Consider the following 18,177-nt stretch of genomic DNA (forward strand, 5'->3'; position numbering starts at 1 on the left):
TGCTCGAAGGGATCTGGGTCTGGGGTGTACTGCAGCGCAGTGAGTCCGTGCGGACCCGCCATCTGCCGGAATCGCCAGCGAGGAGTCCAGCGCTCACCGCGAACGAATGTGCGTCGACGATCTGACACATTCGTGGCAACGCGGTTCGCCATGTATCTGACACCGCAGTCCAGAAATCCGCAACCGCGTCATGTCATCTGGCGGTGAACAGTCCGCATCGGCTTCGCCGGACATCGGGGGGAAATACCTGGCGCTGTGGTTGTACGGCCTGGTCGCCTGACCAGCACAGCGCTGCGTACTTCGTTGCGGTGAATACCGCGGACAACTCGCGGCACTTCGTCCTCGGCAGTCGGCATGACTGCGGTCTGGGCGCTGCTCGGGGTAACCGAGGCGTAATCGGGGCGCCGCGTCCGTCGATTCAATAGGTACGCGCCGACAAACTCCGCTCGAACGTGTGCTGCGCGGATTTGCCCATGTTCCGGGTCTGCGCCGGTGCATCAACTGGCGACTCGAGGGAATGCCCGGGGTAAGAGTCGCGGTTGGGTGCGGGCCGTGGCTCCGGCGTAGGAGGTGGTGAAGGTGTCGCAATCGCCGACGTGGCCGGTGCGGATCTGGCGGATGCAGCCCTGGAGTACCAGTCCGTTGATGCGGGGCTCCGATCGGTTGGAGGGGTTCGTCCGCATCCTGGCCGTCCTGGTGCTGCTGATCGCCGTACCGACCGCCGCGGCGGCCGGCACCGTGGCCTATAGCTCGGCGTCCGAGCGGATCCGCACCGAAAACGCGTCGAAAGTCGTTGTGACAGGAACGATTATCGGCACCCCGGCCCGGGTCGCCGCCCCCGTCGCGGACCGCAACGCAACGGTGCGCGACCAGTTCGAGGCGCAGGTGTCCTGGACCCACGACGGCAAGTCCGGCACCACGACCGTCGTGGTTCCCGATGGGGCGCAACGCGGCCAGCCCGCCCCCGTCTGGTTCGGCCCGGGCGGACAACCGTCGACTCCGCCCCAACGATCCGGTGCCGCCGCCGTGCACGGCATCGGCGTCGGCGTGGCCGTTCTTCTCGAAATCTGGTGCGGCGCGGCAGCGGTCGTCTGGTGCACCGCTCAGGGCCTGAACCACCGCCGCCACCTCCGCCTGGATCAGGAGTGGCGTCAGTTCAGCCACCCGACCGGACAGGGCAGCAGCTGAGGTGGCCGAACGGCCCGGCTTCCGGGCCCGTTGTGCTCACTTGCCCAAAGCCTTGCCGCCGTTCGGAGCCACCGCGAACCATATGCCGCCGACACCTTGGCCGGGCAAATCACCCGGCTCGGTGTCCTGCACCGAAGAAGTCTGGTTCACCCCGTTTAAGGGATGCTCTGGTGTGGTACCTATCCCACGGCGGGCCGTGATCTCCGCATACTTCGGGCTATTCGGATGAGAAATCGGTCACAGAAGTGACAACTGAATCGGTGAGTTCTTTGGTGTGACTCGGGGACGGATCCTCGAACGTGGATCCGGGCACGGTCGACAGCGGGGAGACGACGTGCGCGGTGCCCGTCTGCCCGCATAAATGCGAACGGACGGGCTGGGCGGCGCCCCCGGCAGGAATCGAACCTGCGACCTAGGGATTAGAAGGCCCTTGCTCTATCCAACTGAGCTACGGAGGCAGTGGGTTCCACCATGGCCGACATTGGCCGTGCTGTCCAGCGCGCCAAGTATAGCGACCGTCCAGATCGCTAGGTTCTTAGCCTCAGCAACATTTCAGCCACCTTGGTGTGTGGGCCACGCGAGTCGCGGCATGTCGACATCGCACCGGGCGATCCGCTAGCCACCATATCCGCCCAAACCCCGCCGGGCCACGCATTAAGGGCCGACTACGCTCAGTGCCATGTCGTCACCGCAGGACCAGTCCGTCGCCGCTGAGCTGGAAGCGGGTAAGCCGGGCTCCGGGTCGACCTTCGCGACCCTGACGGTACTGGCCGGCGCGATCGCGGCGGTGGTCGCCGCGATGATCGTCGGACTGTCGGCGGCGCAGGCACTGAGTCTGCTCGGCATTCCGGATCCGGGACCGCTGACCACCTATGGCCTGCCCGCAGTGCGCGCGCTCGCCGATCTGTCCGCGGCGCTGACCGTCGGCTCGCTGCTGCTCGCCGCGTTCCTGGTGCCCCCGCAGGCCAATGGACTGCTCGATGTCGGCGGATATCGCGCGGTGCGGCGCGCCTCGAACTTCGCATTGACCTGGGCGTGTTGTGCGGCGCTGCTCATACCGCTGACGGTGTCGGACACCACCGGACAGCCGGTGCGACAGATCTGGCGGCCCGAGCAGTTGTGGCACGCGATCGGTCAAGTGGAGCTGGCTCAGACCTGGCGTACGACGGCGGTATTCGCGCTGATCGTCGCGGTGGGTTGCCGACTCGCACTGCGTTGGGGATGGGCCCCGGTGCTGTTCGGCGGCGCGATCGTGACCATGATGCCGCTGGCGCTGACCGGGCATTCGTCCGCGGGCGGCGCGCACGACCTGGCCACCAACAGTCTGATCCTGCACCTGGTTTCGGCCGCGGTATGGGTTGGCGGGTTGTTCGCGGTACTCGCGCACGCGTTGCGCGGCGGCGAGCACACCGATATCGCGTCTCGGCGGTTCTCGCTGACCGCCACCATCGCCTTCGTCGTGATCGGTGTCAGCGGTGTGATCAATTCCTGGGTGCGGGTGCCGTGGAGCGATCTGTTCACCTCCACCTACGGCCGACTCGTCATCGCCAAGGCCGGGGCACTCGTAGTGCTCGGCGTATTCGGATATCTGCAGCGCCGCGCCAGCCTCCCCGCACTCGCCGCGAATCCGCGCGACCGTGCCGCGCTCATCCGATTCGGTGGGCTGGAGGTGTTGATCTTCGCGGCGACCATGGGTCTGGCCGTCGGGTTGGGGCGCACACCGCCACCGCCGCCGACCAGTGTGCCGACACCCGCCGAGGTGGAACTCGGCTACAACCTCGACGGCCCGCCGACTGCCTCGCGAATACTGTTCGACTGCCGCTTCGACTTGATCTTCGGCACGCTGGCCATCGTGCTTGCCGTGGTGTACCTGCTGGGGGTGCGGCGGCTGCGCGCGCGGGGTGATGCCTGGCCGATCGGCCGGACCATCGCTTGGCTGTCGGCCTGCGCGATCCTGCTTTTCGCCACCTCGTCCGGGGTGGGACGGTATTCGCCCGCGGTCTTCAGCGTGCACATGGGACAGCACATGGCGTTATCGATGCTCGCGCCGATTCTGTTCGCGCTCGGCGGTGCGGTCACCCTGGCGCTGCGGGCATTGCCCGCGGCCGGGCGCGGCGGTGTTACGGGGCCGCGGGAGTGGATTCTGGCCGCGGTGCACAATCCGGTCTCGCGTCTTCTCACCCATCCGATCGTCGCGGCGGTGATCTTCGTCGGCGGGTTCTACGCCCTGTACATGGGCGGCATCTACGACTCGTTCGTCGATTCCCATGCGGCGCATCTGCTGATGAATTTGCATTTCCTGCTCAGCGGCTATCTGTTCTATTGGGTGGTCATCGGCATCGACCCCAAGCCGCGTCAGGTGCAGCACCTGACCAAGCTGGGCATGGTGTTCGGTTCCCTGCCCTTCCACGCCTTCTTCGGTATCGCGCTGATGAGTATGACCACCGTCATGGGCGGCTGGTTTTTCCGCGGTCTTGCCCTCGGCTGGAACAACGACCTGCTCGGTGATCAGCGCACGGGCGGCGGCCTGGCGTGGGCCAGCGGTGAGGTGCCGTTGGTTGTGGTGATGTTGGCACTGCTCATCCAGTGGTCGCGCAGCGATGCGAAACTCGCGAAGCGGACCGACCGGGCCGCCGACCGTGACCACGACGCCGAGTTGACCGCGCACAATGCCATGTTCGCCGAACTGGCCAAACGTGATCGAGGAACACGTCCTCGAGCTCCCATCGAGGTGCAGCGTGAGTGAGCGGATGACCACAGTGGTGGAGCACAGGCCCACCCGGCGGGTATAGCGATCCGATGTGCGCGCGGCCCGCGAACGGCCGGCCGGCCAGGTGCGCAAGACGCCGGTTTTCCACACCTCGATCATCGGACCGAACGGACCTGTTTCGGTCACGCTGAAACTCGAGTACCTACAGCACGATGCACATTCAAGGTGCGCGGCAGCTTCGATGCCGCGGTGCAGAGCGGCGCGTATGTGCCTGCAGAGGGGGAGCAGCCGGTGATCGTGCGGTGTGGTGGCAATACCGATCTGTCGGTCCCTAACGCACTATCCGCCGCCGACTGTGTGAAGCGTTGATTGTCCACATATGGCGAAGTTGTCCACATTCGGGGATCGGGGCGGACGGAGGGGTTCGGAGCCGTCAGGCTGAAAGGGAAGAAATACCCGCGAGCCTGACGGGCCGAAATGTTAAGGGGCGGAACGATGTATGAGGCTATGGCGACCGTGATCGGGACTGTGGTGACCCATCCGGTCAAGCGCGAGCTGACCAACGGCGAGCAGGTGGTGACCTTCCGGATGGCCAGCAATTCGCGGCGGTTCAATCCGGAGAGCAGCGAGTGGGTCGACGGCGGGACCCTTTATCTCACCGTCAGCTGCTGGCGTCGGCTGGTTGTCGGTGTCGACGCCGCACTGCGCCGTGGCGATCCGATCATCGCCTACGGGCAACTGCGCACCCACGAGTACCGGGCCAAGGATGGCGTGGAGCGGCGAGATGTCGAGATGCGCGCCACCTCGATCGGTCCGGACCTGTCCCGCTGTGCCGCGCAGGTGGTCCGGCGTGCGGTTTCGGGTGCTGCGTCTGGACCCAGTACCCTGGCACGGAATAGTTGTGACCGATCCAGCGCTGATGACCGTGTACGTGTCGATGGGGAGGGACCGGGGGAGGACGCGATGTCCCTGACTTCCGCACCGCCCCGGCTCGCGGATACCGAGCCTGTCGACGCTTGACCGCAGGCCCGATACCCCCCGGCGACAGTGGTGGCTCTGCTGCATTCCCCTGATACCCACACCGATAGGCTTTCCCGTATGGCTGAGTTCATCTACCAAATGAAGAAGGTTCGTAAGGCGCACGGCGACAAGGTCGTGCTCGACGATGTCACCTTGAACTTCCTTCCCGGCGCGAAGATCGGCGTCGTCGGCCCCAATGGCGCGGGTAAATCGAGCGTGCTGAAGATCATGGCCGGACTGGACCAGCCGAACAACGGAGACGCCTTCATCGCGCCGGGTGCCACGGTAGGCATCCTGCAACAGGAGCCGCCGCTGAACGAGGAGAAGACGGTTCGCGGCAATGTCGAGGAGGGCCTGGGCGAGGTCAAGGTGAAGCTGGATCGCTTCAACGAGATCGCCGAACTCATGGCCACCGACTACTCCGACGAGCTCATGGACGAAATGGGCAAGTTGCAGGAGTACCTCGATCACGCCGATGCCTGGGATGTCGACTCCCAGCTCGAGCAGGCCATGGACGCGCTGCGCTGCCCGCCGCCGGACGAGCCGGTCACCAACCTCTCCGGTGGTGAGCGCCGCCGCGTCGCATTGTGCAAGCTGCTGCTGAGCAAGCCCGACCTGCTGCTGCTCGACGAGCCGACCAACCACCTCGACGCCGAGAGCGTGCTGTGGCTCGAGCAGCACCTGGCCTCCTACCAGGGCGCCGTCCTCGCCGTCACACACGACCGGTACTTCCTCGACAATGTCGCCGAGTGGATCCTCGAACTCGACCGCGGCCGCACCTACCCCTACGAGGGCAACTACTCCACCTATCTGGAGAAGAAGGCCCAACGTCTCGAGGTGCAGGGCAAGAAGGATCAGAAGCTGCAGAAGCGGCTCAAGGACGAACTGGCCTGGGTGCGTTCCGGCGCCAAGGCTCGTCAGGCCAAGAACAAGGCCCGCCTCGGCCGATACGAGGAAATGGCGGCCGAGGCCGAGAAGCACAGGAAGTTGGACTTCGAGGAGATCCAGATCCCGGCGGGTCCGCGCCTGGGCAATGTGGTCGTCGAGGTCGAGCATCTGGACAAGGGCTTCGGTGATCGTCAGCTCATCAAGGATCTGTCATTCACCTTGCCGCGTAACGGCATTGTCGGTGTCATCGGTCCGAACGGTGTCGGTAAGACCACGCTGTTCAAGACGATTGTCGGGCTCGAGTCGCCCGATAGTGGTGAGGTGAAGGTCGGTGAAACGGTCAGGCTGAGCTACGTCGACCAGAACCGCGCGGGTATCGACCCGAACAAGAATGTCTGGCAGGTCGTTTCCGACGGCCTCGACTTCATCGAGGTCGGCAACCAGGAGATGCCATCGCGTGCCTACGTCAGTGCCTTCGGCTTCAAGGGTCCGGACCAGCAGAAGCCGGCCGGGGTGCTCTCCGGTGGTGAGCGCAACCGCCTGAACCTCGCGCTTACTCTCAAGCAGGGCGGCAATCTGATCCTGCTCGACGAGCCGACCAACGACCTCGATGTGGAAACGCTGAGCTCGCTGGAGAACGCGCTCGAGCAGTTCCCGGGCTGTGCTGTGGTCATCTCTCACGACCGTTGGTTCCTGGACCGCACCTGCACCCACATCCTGGCGTGGGAGGGGGATAGCGACAACGAGGCGAAGTGGTTCTGGTTCGAGGGCAACTTCGAGGCCTACGAGGCCAATAAGATCGACCGCCTCGGCCTGGAAGCGGCCCGCCCGCACCGCGTGACCCACCGCAAGCTCACCCGCGACTGAGTGCAGCGTTCGGCGGGGCCAGTTGCTATGTGCACGACCCCGCCGGATTGGGTGGCTCAGCCGATTTGCCACAGCATATTCGGTTGAACCGGCCATTCAATCGCGGCCGAGCAGAGTTGTTGGGGCGGCGAGTTGTTCGAGTGAGCGTTTGCTGATGCGCGGCATCGCAGAGGCTTCCTCCCTGTTCGGTCCGTTCATAAATAAGGCCCGAGTTTCGACGCCACGATGTGGTGTGTGCATAAGTCCACGGCGATAAGGTCGGCGGCGTCATGCGTAGGCGCAGTCCGAGCAATCCACGATCGCCATTGCCGAAGACCCTTCGGCGCGGAGTCGCCGCACCGGGTTGCGGTCCCGGGCGGAGGCGATCACATCTATACATGACGATGTCGAACGGTCGTTCTTTCGAAGGAATTGCGGCGAACGGGCACGGCGCCGTGTCTTCATCGAAGGAAATACGGTCGGCCTACACCCTTCCAAAGATCTGACTATGGTGGGGTTCGTGCATGTGCAGGCGCAGTCCCGGCATTGGGTCGCTACCACCGCGATTGCGTCTACCTGACGTCGTCGGTCCGACCGGATGCTGTGCCGAGCTCAACCACCTCGGCAATCAAGCGGCGAACGCTGCGGTATCGGTGAACACCCTGCATTTCGAAGGGATTTCACCCACGCGTCAGCATGGCACAGCTACTCTCGGACCGGCGTCACTTTGTTGCGGAACCGAATCCGAGGAGTTGGCGAAAAAATGACGGTCTCGTCCGAATTGTCCAAAGCGGCGTGGGCCGCGGGTTTGCCGCAGTCGCTGCGCGGTGAACTCGCACCCCTCGAGGAGGCGTATTTCCGCCACGTCGACGCGGGCGATGTGGACTGCGCGATCACCGGGATCACCCAGATCTTCCGGCGGCATATGGAACTCGCGATGACTCGCCCCGTCGGGCGGGCGCTGGTGCGGGTCTACCATCCTGATGACGGCTCGGGCCTCGGCGCCGCGGTGCAGTTGGTCACCGACGATATGCCGCTGCTGGTGGAGTCGATCACCTCATCGCTGAGCCGGATGGGCGTCAGCGTGAGCGAGGTGATCCACCCGATCTTCGAGGTGACGCGCGATGCGGACGGACGGCTGACCAGCGCCGCGCCGCATGAGGTCGACAGCAACGGTACCGACGGCCTGCGCGAATCGTGGATGCACCTGCAACTGCACCCGTCGACCAGTAGGGCTCTGCTGGATCGGATCGAGCAGTCGATGCCGGATGTAGTCGCGGATGTGCGTCAAGTCATCGGTGATACCGAGGCCATCCAACAGGTGCAGAGCGGTCTGGCCGATGAACTGGAAATGGCGGCGAAGTCCGGCCACGCGCCGTTCCCGGAGACCGATCTGGTCGATACCGCGAATCTGTTGCGCTGGTTGGCCAGTGGCAATTTCACGGTGCTCGGCTATGCCCGCTACGGGCTCAGCGCCGAGCAAGGACAGACGATCTCGAATCCGCTGCCCGGTACCTGCCTCGGCGTGCTGCGCCCCGATGTCGGCACCGATTTCCGGGTACCGATCAACGCCGGTGACGGGCCGCTGCTCATGCTCACCCAGGGCCTGGTGCCCGCGACCGTGCACCGCTCGGTATACCCGTATTTCGTCGGCGTCGCCGACTTCGATGAGTCCGGCACGATCGTCGGCGAGCACCTGTTCATCGGTGTCTTCACCGTGACCGCGGTACATGAGAACGTCATGGATATCCCGGTGATCGAGCGCCGGGTACGTTCGGTGATCGAGGCGAGCGGCTTCGATCTGGATTCATTCTCCGGACAGGCCATGCTCGAGGTCATCCAGTCGTTCCCGCGCACCGAACTGTTCTCCTCTGATGCCGAGACCATGCGCCGTACCGCGACCGCGGTGCTGAATGTCGGTCTGCGCCGACAGGTTCGGCTGTTCCTGCGCTCGGACGGCTATGGCCGGTTCGTCGCGTGCCTGGTCTATCTGCCTCGGGATCGCTACACCACACGGGTGCGGTTGGAGATGCAGGAAATCCTGGTGCGCGAACTGGGCGGTGTCTCCATCGACTACTCCGCGCGGGTCAGCGAAAGTGAGCTGGCCAGTGTGTATTTCACGGTGCGCATGCCGGAGTCCGAGCTCGGGGTGCCGCGCGAATCGGCGGCCCAGGCCGATACCTCCGAGGCCAATCGCCTGCGCATCCAGAACCTGCTCGCCGAGGCGACGCACACCTGGGACGACCTCCTCAACGATGCGGTGAGCACCTCGACCGTGCTGGATCCCGGCGTCGTGCAGCGCTACGCCGAGGCTTTCCCAGAGGCGTACAAACAGGATTTCGCCGCTGAGCGCGCACTGACCGACGTGGTCCGGCTGGAGGGCCTCGCCGCGGGTTCGATCGACCAATATCTGTATCGCCGCGCGGACTCGGTGCCGGGTTCGTGGCGGTTCACGCTCTACATCGGCGGCAGCGGTATCTCGCTGAGCCAGGTACTGCCGGTGCTGCAGAGCCTCGGTGTCGAGGTGGTCGACGAGCGGCCGTATCAGATTCTGTTGGATCCGACCGTCGGCGATGACGGGGGAGAGCGCTGGATCTACGACTTCGGTCTGCTGGCGCGTCCGGAACTGCTGCGCAGTTCGCTGGACCGGGATCTGGACGCCGAACTGCTGGAGTCCTCGGCCAGAGCCGACGCGCTCGAATCGGAGGAGCGCGGCCTGCACGACCGGTTCACCGAGGCCTTCGAAGCGATGTGGTTCGGGCGTGCCGAAGCCGACGGGCTCAACGAACTCGTGCTGCGTGCTCGGCTGACGTGGCGTGCGGTATCGATCCTGCGGATGTACGCGAAGTACCTGCAGCAAGCCGACTTCCCGTACAGTCAGGCGAATATCACCAGGGTGCTGCTCGCCTATCCGGATATCGCGCGACTGTTCGTCGATCTGTTCACGGCGCGGTTCGATCCGGATACCGAATCAGCCGAGCACGCGGCCGACTTGGAGACCCGGGTGCGCGGCCGTATCGATGAGGTCGTCAGCTTGGACGCCGACCGGATCCTGCGTGCGATCCTCTCACTGGTCAAGGCGACGCTGCGGACGAACTATTACGTGACCGACGCCCAGGGAAATTCGCGCGGGTACATCTCGGTGAAGGTGGAACCGCGCGAGATCACCGAATTGCCCCGGCCGCGGCCGCAATTCGAGATCTTCGTGTATTCGCCGCGGGTGGAGGGTGTGCATCTGCGTTTCGGTCCGGTGGCGCGTGGCGGGTTGCGCTGGTCGGACCGGTTGGAGGATTTCCGCACCGAGATCCTGGGTCTGGTGAAGGCGCAGGCGGTGAAGAACGCGGTGATCGTACCGGTCGGCGCCAAGGGCGGATTCGTCGTCAAGCAGCCGCCCGCGGCCACCGGTGATCCGACCGCGGATCGGCAGGCACTCGGCGCGGAGGGCGTCGAATGCTATCGGACCTTCATCTCCGGTCTGCTCGATGTCACCGATAACGTCGACCGCGCGACTGGTGCGGTACTGCCGCCCGAGCGGGTGATCCGCCGCGACGGCGACGACACCTACCTGGTGGTCGCCGCAGACAAGGGCACCGCGACCTTCTCCGATATCGCCAACGATGTGGCCCAGCGCTACGGGTTCTGGCTCGGTGACGCATTCGCCTCCGGTGGTTCCGCGGGTTACGACCACAAGGCGATGGGCATTACCGCCAAGGGCGCCTGGGAGAGCGTGAAACGCCACTTCCAGGAGATGGATATCGATACGCAGACAACCGATTTCACCGTGGTCGGTGTCGGCGATATGAGCGGCGATGTCTTCGGTAACGGCATGCTGTTGTCCGAGCACATCCGGTTGGTCGCGGCCTTCGACCACCGGCACATTTTTTTGGATCCGGAGCCCGATGCGGCGACCTCGTTCCGGGAGCGGCAGCGGATGTTCGCACTGCCGCGCTCATCGTGGGCCGATTACGACACCTCGCTGATCAGCACCGGTGGTGGCGTCTGGGATCGCACTGTGAAGTCGGTGCCGATCAGCCCACAGGCGCGAAAGGCATTGGGGCTGGCCGACGATGTGGTCGCGCTGTCGCCGCCGGAACTGGTGCGGGCGATCCTGCTCGCGCCGGTACAACTGCTGTGGAACGGCGGCATCGGGACCTACATCAAGGCGAGCACGGAAACCAATGCCGAGGTCGGCGACAAATCCAATGACTCGGTGCGCGTCAATGGAAATCAGTTGCGGGTCAAGGTGATCGGCGAGGGCGGTAATCTGGGTGCGACCGCGCTCGGCAGAATCGAGTTCTGCCGCAACGGCGGCAAGATGAATACCGATGCACTGGACAACTCGGCCGGTGTCGACTGCTCCGACCACGAGGTCAATATCAAGGTGCTGCTCGACGGTGTGGTCAGCGCGGGCGGACTGCCCGAGGCCGAACGCAATCCGCTGCTCGCCTCGATGACCGATGAGGTCGCCCAGATGGTTTTGCAAGACAACGTTTCCCAGAACTTCCTGATGGGCATCTCCCGTGCCGAGGCGCCCCGGATGCTGAATGTGCACCAGCGGCTCATCGAAGATCTGGAGGCCCAACGCGGGGTGGATCGCGAGCTGGAGGCGCTGCCCTCAGAGGTGGAGATCAAGCGCAGGCTCGAAGAGGGCACGGGCCTCGCCTCGCCGGAATTGTCCAATCTCATGGCGCACGTGAAGCTTTCGCTCAAGGCCGATCTGCTCGAAACCGATCTGCCGGATATCGCGTACTTCGCCACTCGGCTGCCGGAGTACTTCCCGACACCGCTGCGCGAGCGCTTCGGCACCGCCATCAAGCGGCACCGACTGCGTCGCGAGATCACCACCACCATGGTGGTCAACGAGATGGTCGACTACGGCGGCATCACCTACGCCCATCGGCTCAGCGAGGAGATCGGCGCCAGTTCGACCGACGCCGTGCGCGCATTCGCGGCGGCCAGCGAGATCTTCGATCTACACGATATGTGGGCGCGAATCCGGGCTGCCGACGCCGCGGTATCGGTGCGCGACGAACTCGAGCTGGAAACCAAGCGGACGCTGGACCGCGCTTCACGCTGGTTGTTGAGTAATCGGCCGCAACCGATCGCGGTCGGCGCGGAGATCAACCGGTACAGCCGAGGCGTACGAGAGCTGGCACCGAGGGTGCCCGGCTGGCTGCGCGGCCATCACATCGCGACGCTGACCCATCAGTCCGCCGAGGTGATCGCCCGCGGCGCGCCGACCGACCTCGCGACCGAGGTCTTCGGGCTGTTGAATCTGTTCCCGCTGCTCGATGTGTTGGATATCGCGGATATCACCGATCGCAGCGGTGAGGAGGTCGGCTCGCTGTACTACGCGCTCAACGACCACCTCAAGATCGATTGGCTGTTGCAGGCAGTCAGCCACTTGGAACGCGGCGACCGCTGGCATGCGCTGGCCCGGCTCGCACTGCGCGACGATATGTACGGATCGCTGCGCTCGCTGACCCTCGACGTGCTCTCCGGCGGTGACCCGGAGGAGACAGCGGACGAAAAGATTGCATACTGGGAGTCGAAAAACCAGTCCCGGCTCGGGCGCGCTCGGGCCGCGCTGTCGGAGTTGTTCGAGTCCGGAACCCACGATCTCGCCACGCTGTCGGTTGCGGCGCGGCAAGTGCGAAGCATGGTGAGCGGGGTGGGCGCTCAATCGGAGGTACCGCGTTGACCAGTTCGCTGAACGGTAACGGAAGTGCGCTCGGTGGCAGCCTGCTGCTGCCGAAGCGCTTCCACGCCGGGGTAGACGTCAGGTGGTCGGACATGGATGTGTTCCAGCACGTCAACCATGCCCGCATGGTGACGCTGCTGGAGGAGGCGCGCATTCCGTGGCTGTTCGAGGATGGACGCCCGACTGCACCGCTGCGTGAGGGCTGTGTGCTGGCGGACCTGCGGGTCCGCTACCGCGGCCAGTTGCGGCACGAGGACACTCCGCTCGATATCGCCATGTGGATCGAGCAGTTGCGTGCGGTCGACTTCACGATCGGTTACGAGGTCCGGGCCAATGGCGCGGCCTCGGACTCGCCGCCCGCGGTGATCGCCTCCACCCAGATCGCGGCCTTCGACATGCGCTCGCAGCGCCTGCGTCGGCTCACCGATGCCGAACGGGACTACCTCGCCGAGTGGAAAGAGTGACGGCGTATTCGACTCGGTCACCTGGCAGTGGTGGAATGGTGACGTGGTGATGGCTGAATCTGGTTGCGGCGCAAGGATGGTGGCGCGCTGATGTCGGGACAACGGGTGCTCGACGTTTCCGATCCGGCCGAGCGGGAGAACCTGGCGACGTTTCTGACCCGGGCGGTGCGCTTGGACCCCGCGGCGGCGGTGCGTATGCGCCGTCGCGGGGAGCGATACGTATCTGCCTGGGTGGCAACGGGTTTCGAGGCGCTCGCGGTGCGCACCGTGGTCGCCGAACTCGGCGTCGACGATGTCACCGTCGGTGCCGATCTGGTGCTTGCCGGTTTGCCGTCCGGCAGCCCGATCGACCTCGGCTACTCGATGGATTCGGCTTGGCGCGGTGCGCTGCCGCCGGATGTCGGCTTCGAACATGTCGACGATGTGCCCGCGCGCACCCTCGTCGAACTCGCCGAACAGGGTGCGGCACTGGCCAAGGAGCACAGCAGCAGTCACGGCCCGCCCGCCTCCCTGTTGGACCAGACGGTACTCACGGTTTCCGCGGCCGAGGTTCGGGTGCAGGTTCCGATGCGCGTCGTATTCGCGCTTACCGCAATGGATTTCATTCCGCACTCGGGTGATAAGGCCGACTCGCGCCGCATCCCGTCCACCGAGATCGTTCGCGTCCGCGCCACCAAGACCTGGCTGCGTCTCGATGCGCGCTACGGCTCGGTTGCACGCCACCGAGGTGGTGGCATCCCGCTCACCCCGAGCTAGTCCCTTCGCACCTGCTGTGCGCGTGTGGGGGAGCAGAGCCCGAGAAGAAGTGCGGCTTCCCGGGTGTCGACCGCGGTACGGGATTCAGGACACGCCGAGCGGTCGCAGGACGGCGGTGGTGGCCGCGGTGGCCAGAATTACCACGATCATGGGTTGGTTGCGCCAGGCCAGCAGTCCACCCATGAGAACGCCTGCGGGGAGAGGGCCGCGATCGCCCCGATCAGGGCCGCGCAGCGTGTCGCGTGCTGGAGTCCGGTACAGGCAATCCGAGCCTGGAGACGTTGTGGGCGCTGTGCGTCGCCAGTGGACGCGCGCTCGTCGGCCCGATCGACAGACCGGTCGAATTGGTGTCCGGCGACTACATCGCCTACCCGGGCGACGCACCGCACGGGTTCGAGGCACTCGAACCCCGACACCCGGGCAACGCTGGTCGTCGAGTACACGTGATTGCCGACCGGCTCGTCCGAAGATCTCGGGGCGCGCAATCTCGCACTGATCTCATGCGTGAGCCTTTCGGAGGGTGCCGACGGGCGTCGGGCTGCCCTGTCGTCGAGGTTGTGCGCGGGCTCTTCGGGCCGTGCCCGCGAGCTTCAGGCTGCGCCTTCGCCGAGGTACTGCAACCACACCGGATCCAGCTCCGCGGTGGTCGACAACAGCCGCCAATGCGGACCCTTCGGTGAGACCAGCGGCGAACGCAATGTCCACCCCAGCTCGCTGAGCAGCTTGTCGGCCTTGCGATGGTTGCACGGCGCGCAGCTCGCGACGCAGTTCTCCCAGGAATGTTCACCGCCGCGGCTGCGTGGGATGACGTGATCGATGGTCTCCGCCTTACCACCGCAATAGCCGCAGCGGTAGCGGTCGCGATGCATGAGGGCGGCGCGGGTCATCGGGACGCGTGCCCGATAGGGCACGTGCACATAGCTGCGCAGCCGGATGACGGACGGAATCGTGACGGCGGATTCGGCGGAATGCACCATCGAACCCTCGGGGTCATGGTGGACGGTGTCGGCTTTATCGCAGATGAGAAGTACGACGGCGCGGCGCGCGGACAATGCGGTGAGCGGCTCGTAGGTGGCATTCAGAAGCAACACCCGGCGCTTCAACCAGCTCGCGGCCTCGTTCTGGACGGGCGTGAGGTGTGGAACGTGGTGAGCGGGCTCGTCGGTGCGATGGGCACCCGGATAGTGGTCGGACAAGATGTGCAGCGGAGTAGCCCCCGACCCACGATTGTGGACGTCGGCGGGCTGGAGTTGTCGGTGCGTCCTGGCCTCATGTGATCGGCCGTGCCGCTGCTTCATGGTGACCCCGGTTTCTTCGTAATCAAGATCATGTGGTATCTCGGCAGAGACTGCCACCCAGTTGACCATGGAACGCCCGCCATTGCACGGTGATTTCGCACAATGTCGGATGAACTGTGGTTGAAGGGCCGCCCGTTCGTGACGCGGGCACAATGGACGGCGGCAGATTGGCCCGATCGAGAGGACCCGATGAGTTCCGGCGAGCAGACAGCCACGTCGTTCTACGAGGCGATCGGTGGAGCGGAGACGTTCCAGCGGATCGTCGCGTCGTTCTATCGCGAGGTGGCGGCCGATGAGGTGTTGCGCCCGCTGTATCCCGAGCAGGATCTCGGACCGGCGCAGCGGCGCCTGCGCATGTTCCTCGAGCAGTACTGGGGCGGTCCGCGCACATATTCCGAGGAACGGGGACATCCGCGGCTGCGGATGCGGCATATGCCGTTCAGAATCGGTCCGGTGGAGCGCGACGCCTGGCTGCGCTGCATGCGCATCGGCGTGGCGGAGATCGAACCGGAGATTCTGGATGACGAACATCGCACGGCGTTGCTGGATTATCTGGAGATGGCAGCAAATTCGCTGATGAATGCGGCCTGGTGAGGCTTTCCGGAAGCTTCCGGGGCAGGCCGAGGGTTTCAGCTCTAGCCGTGTGACGCTGAATATTTGCCGGATGTTTATGAATATCGCTGAGCCTGGGCGAATTCACCGAAATTCTTTGGCACTATAGCGGATGTGACTGATACACCTGCCGTGCCGGCGTCGGTGGATCGCGCCGTCCAACCTTGGTGGCGGTCGGCCGTGTTCTACCAGGTTTATCCGAGATCCTTCGCGGACTCCGACGGTGACGGGATCGGCGATCTCGGTGGCGTGCGCGAGAAGCTCGGCTACCTCGAACTGCTCGGGGTGGACGCGCTCTGGATCTGTCCGGTGATGCGCTCGCCGATGGCCGACGGCGGCTACGACGTCGCCGATCCGCGCGATATCGACGCGCTGTTCGGCGGTATCGCGGCAATGGACGAGCTGATCGCCGAGGCGCACGACCGCGATCTCAAGGTCACCATGGACCTGGTGCCGAACCACACCAGTGATCAGCATCCGTGGTTCACCGCGGCGCTGGCCGCCGCACCCGGCAGCCACGAACGCGAGCGCTATATCTTCCGTGACGGCCGCGGACCGGACGGTGCCACGCCGCCGAACAACTGGCCGAGCATCTTCGGCGGACCCGCCTGGACCCGAATCATCGAGCCCGACGGCGCCCCCGGCCAGTGGTATCTGCACATCTTCGCGCCCGAACAACCCGATCTGAACTGGCAGAATCCCGAGGTAGCGGCCGATTTCGAGCAGACGCTGCGGTTCTGGCTCGACCGCGGCGTCGACGGCTTCCGCCTCGATGTCGCGCACGGTATGGCCAAACCGGACGGGCTGCCGGATATGGAGCGCGTCGAGACCAAGATGCTCGTGCACGACGACAGCGACCCGCGCTTCAACAATCCCCACGTGCACGAGATTCACCGCCGCATCCGCAAGGTGCTCGACGAATATCCGAACGCGGTCTCGATCGGTGAGGTGTGGGTCGATGACAACACTCGCTTCGGCGAATACGTCCGACCGGACGAACTGCACCTGGCCTTCAATTTCCGCCTCGTCGAGACGGAATTCGCCGCCGATACGGTGCGGGCCGCCATCGACAATTCGCTCGCGGCTGTCGCACCGGTGGGCGCCTCACCCACCTGGACGCTGTCCAACCACGACATCGAGCGCGAGGTCACCCGCTACGGCGGCGGACCCGTCGGGGTCGCGCGGGCCCGCGCGATGATCATGGTGGAGTTGGCGCTGCCCGGTGCGGTCTTCATCTACAACGGCGCCGAACTCGGACTGCCGAATGTGGACGATCTGCCCGAGGCGGTGCTCCAGGATCCGGTCTGGGAACGCTCCGGGCATACCGAGCGCGGTCGCGACGGCTGTCGGGTACCGATGCCATGGGAGGGCGCGGAGCCGCCGTTCGGCTTCACCGCGGCCGCGCAGTCCTGGCTGCCGATACCGCCGCAGTGGGCGTCCTACTCGGTCGAGGCGCAATTGGAGGCGCTGGACTCTACGCTGTCGCTGTACCGCCTGGCAATCGAATTACGCGGCGTCCGACGGGAATTCGCGGGTCCGCGGATCGAATGGTACGGCAGTCCGTCGGGTTGCCTGGCCTTCCGACGCCCCGGTGGACTGGTCTGTGTGCTGAATGCCTCGCCCGTGCCGATCGCGCTGCCGCCCGGTGACATACTGCTCGCCAGCGCCGCGCCGGTGAACCGACAGCTGCCCGCGAATGCCGCTGCCTGGCTGGTGTGAGCGAGCGAACCGAAGCCACTGCGCGCATCGCGCACGTATGGAGCCGAGCGCCGGTGAGGCGCGGTCGTGCGGACAACAACACGAGTTCGACCAGAGCGCGAACTACTACACACGATCGTCTACCGTAAGTCTCGTGAGTGAGCGAAGCGAGCGAACCATGTGCCAGCGCGCAATGCGCATGACGGAGCCGAGCGCTGGCGAGGCACGGTCATGAGCATTCTCGAGACAGTGCTGATCTTCCTCGGCATCCCGCTGGTGATCTACGGCGCGATCGCCGGATTGTCGTTCCTCGGCAAGCCACTGCCCGGCGAGAAGCCGGTCCACTTCGACCTCGGTCAGAAGTGGACCCAGCCTGCCGTGTTGTGGAGTGCGACCGACGAGGTGACCGGATCGGGCCACCACACCGCTGAGTCGCATGGGCACCATGCGGCAATCGAATCCACCGAGGTGGAGCTGATCGGAGGCCGGGCAAGTGGCAAGTTCTAATTGGCCCGCGGTAATCGAATCCGAACTGCCGCACGGATCGGTGGTCACCAGCAGCGGCCGCGTCTCCGGCGTGCACGAGGCCGGCGCGGTGTTCAAGGAGGCTCCGTTCAGCGATGACGAGCGGCTCGCCATGGACAACGTGCTCACCGAGGCGACCCGCGCGACCAAGGTGCGCTTCAACATCTACATCGGCGATCTCGGCGCGGATCCGGCCGCCGGTGCGGACGCGGTCTTCCCGTCGACCCCCGAGGCCGCGCGTTCGGTGCTTATCGCGGTTTCGCCCAATGACAAGGCCATCGAGGTGCGCTCCGGCCATGAGGTCGCCGATCGCGCCAACGACCGGGTCTGCCAGCTCGGCGTCACCGCCGCGCTGAGCTCGTTCCGGCAGGGCCAGCTCATCGACGGTCTGGTGTCGGCGATTCGGGTGATGGCCGCGGCCATCGGTCGCTGATCATTCCGCTTACGGCGCGTTCACCTCGGTCGAGGTGA

The 18,177-nt window shown here is 65.3% G+C and carries 12 protein-coding genes and 1 tRNA gene; 11 read left to right on the forward strand and 2 right to left on the reverse strand.

The features are described 5' to 3' along the window. The first annotated feature begins 579 nt into the window (after positions 1-579). Positions 580-1,188, forward strand: coding sequence for an Rv1733c family protein (locus ACW2Q0_RS10560; RefSeq protein WP_457188670.1), 609 nt, complete (start codon positions 580-582; stop codon positions 1,186-1,188). 384 nt (positions 1,189-1,572) lie between these two features. Here ACW2Q0_RS10560 and ACW2Q0_RS10565 read toward each other — a convergent pair. Beyond that, positions 1,573-1,646: transfer RNA gene (locus ACW2Q0_RS10565), tRNA-Arg, on the reverse strand. Between the two features lie 221 nt (positions 1,647-1,867). Between ACW2Q0_RS10565 and ACW2Q0_RS10570 the strand changes: the two genes are divergently transcribed. From ACW2Q0_RS10570 to ACW2Q0_RS10595, 6 genes are all read left to right on the forward strand, one after another. Beyond that, positions 1,868-3,934 carry a cytochrome c oxidase assembly protein gene (locus ACW2Q0_RS10570; RefSeq protein WP_457188672.1) on the forward strand — a complete coding sequence of 689 codons (2,067 nt, stop codon included), beginning with the start codon at positions 1,868-1,870 and terminating at the stop codon, positions 3,932-3,934. A gap of 459 nt (positions 3,935-4,393) precedes the next feature. After that, on the forward strand, positions 4,394-4,918 hold the full coding sequence (locus ACW2Q0_RS10575) for a single-stranded DNA-binding protein (protein ID WP_457188674.1): 525 nt from the start codon (positions 4,394-4,396) through the stop codon (positions 4,916-4,918). Positions 4,919-4,996: 78 nt separating this feature from the next. After that, positions 4,997-6,673 carry an energy-dependent translational throttle protein EttA gene (gene ettA / locus ACW2Q0_RS10580; protein ID WP_457188676.1) on the forward strand — a complete coding sequence of 559 codons (1,677 nt, stop codon included), beginning with the start codon at positions 4,997-4,999 and terminating at the stop codon, positions 6,671-6,673. 742 nt (positions 6,674-7,415) lie between these two features. After that, positions 7,416-12,353: an NAD-glutamate dehydrogenase gene (locus ACW2Q0_RS10585; RefSeq protein ID WP_457188678.1), complete on the forward strand. Its 4,938-nt coding sequence runs from the start codon at positions 7,416-7,418 to the stop codon at positions 12,351-12,353. A gap of 8 nt (positions 12,354-12,361) precedes the next feature. Next, positions 12,362-12,817 carry an acyl-CoA thioesterase gene (locus ACW2Q0_RS10590; protein ID WP_457188877.1) on the forward strand — a complete coding sequence of 152 codons (456 nt, stop codon included), beginning with the start codon at positions 12,362-12,364 and terminating at the stop codon, positions 12,815-12,817. A gap of 90 nt (positions 12,818-12,907) precedes the next feature. Further along, entirely contained in the window at positions 12,908-13,573 is a 666-nt protein-coding gene (locus ACW2Q0_RS10595; protein ID WP_457188681.1) for a hypothetical protein, read from the forward strand. A gap of 590 nt (positions 13,574-14,163) precedes the next feature. Here the strand turns inward: ACW2Q0_RS10595 and ACW2Q0_RS10600 are convergent. Next, positions 14,164-14,871, reverse strand: coding sequence for an HNH endonuclease (locus ACW2Q0_RS10600; protein WP_457188879.1), 708 nt, complete (start codon positions 14,869-14,871; stop codon positions 14,164-14,166). A 189-nt stretch (positions 14,872-15,060) separates the two neighbouring features. Here ACW2Q0_RS10600 and ACW2Q0_RS10605 point away from each other — a divergent pair, with 189 nt between their 5' ends. From ACW2Q0_RS10605 to ACW2Q0_RS10620, 4 genes are all read left to right on the forward strand, one after another. Beyond that, positions 15,061-15,465: a globin gene (locus ACW2Q0_RS10605; protein ID WP_457188683.1), complete on the forward strand. Its 405-nt coding sequence runs from the start codon at positions 15,061-15,063 to the stop codon at positions 15,463-15,465. A 132-nt stretch (positions 15,466-15,597) separates the two neighbouring features. Next, positions 15,598-17,202 (forward strand): glycoside hydrolase family 13 protein, encoded by a 1,605-nt coding sequence (locus ACW2Q0_RS10610; protein WP_457188685.1) that lies wholly within the window; start codon positions 15,598-15,600, stop codon positions 17,200-17,202. Between the two features lie 210 nt (positions 17,203-17,412). Further along, positions 17,413-17,688, forward strand: coding sequence for an aa3-type cytochrome oxidase subunit CtaJ (ctaJ, locus tag ACW2Q0_RS10615; protein ID WP_457188687.1), 276 nt, complete (start codon positions 17,413-17,415; stop codon positions 17,686-17,688). Then, entirely contained in the window at positions 17,675-18,139 is a 465-nt protein-coding gene (locus ACW2Q0_RS10620) for a DUF5130 domain-containing protein (RefSeq protein ID WP_457188689.1), read from the forward strand. The genes ctaJ and ACW2Q0_RS10620 overlap by 14 nt, the downstream gene beginning before the upstream one ends. Positions 18,140-18,177 lie beyond the last annotated feature (38 nt).

It is taken from the genome of Nocardia citri, from assembly GCF_054065835.1.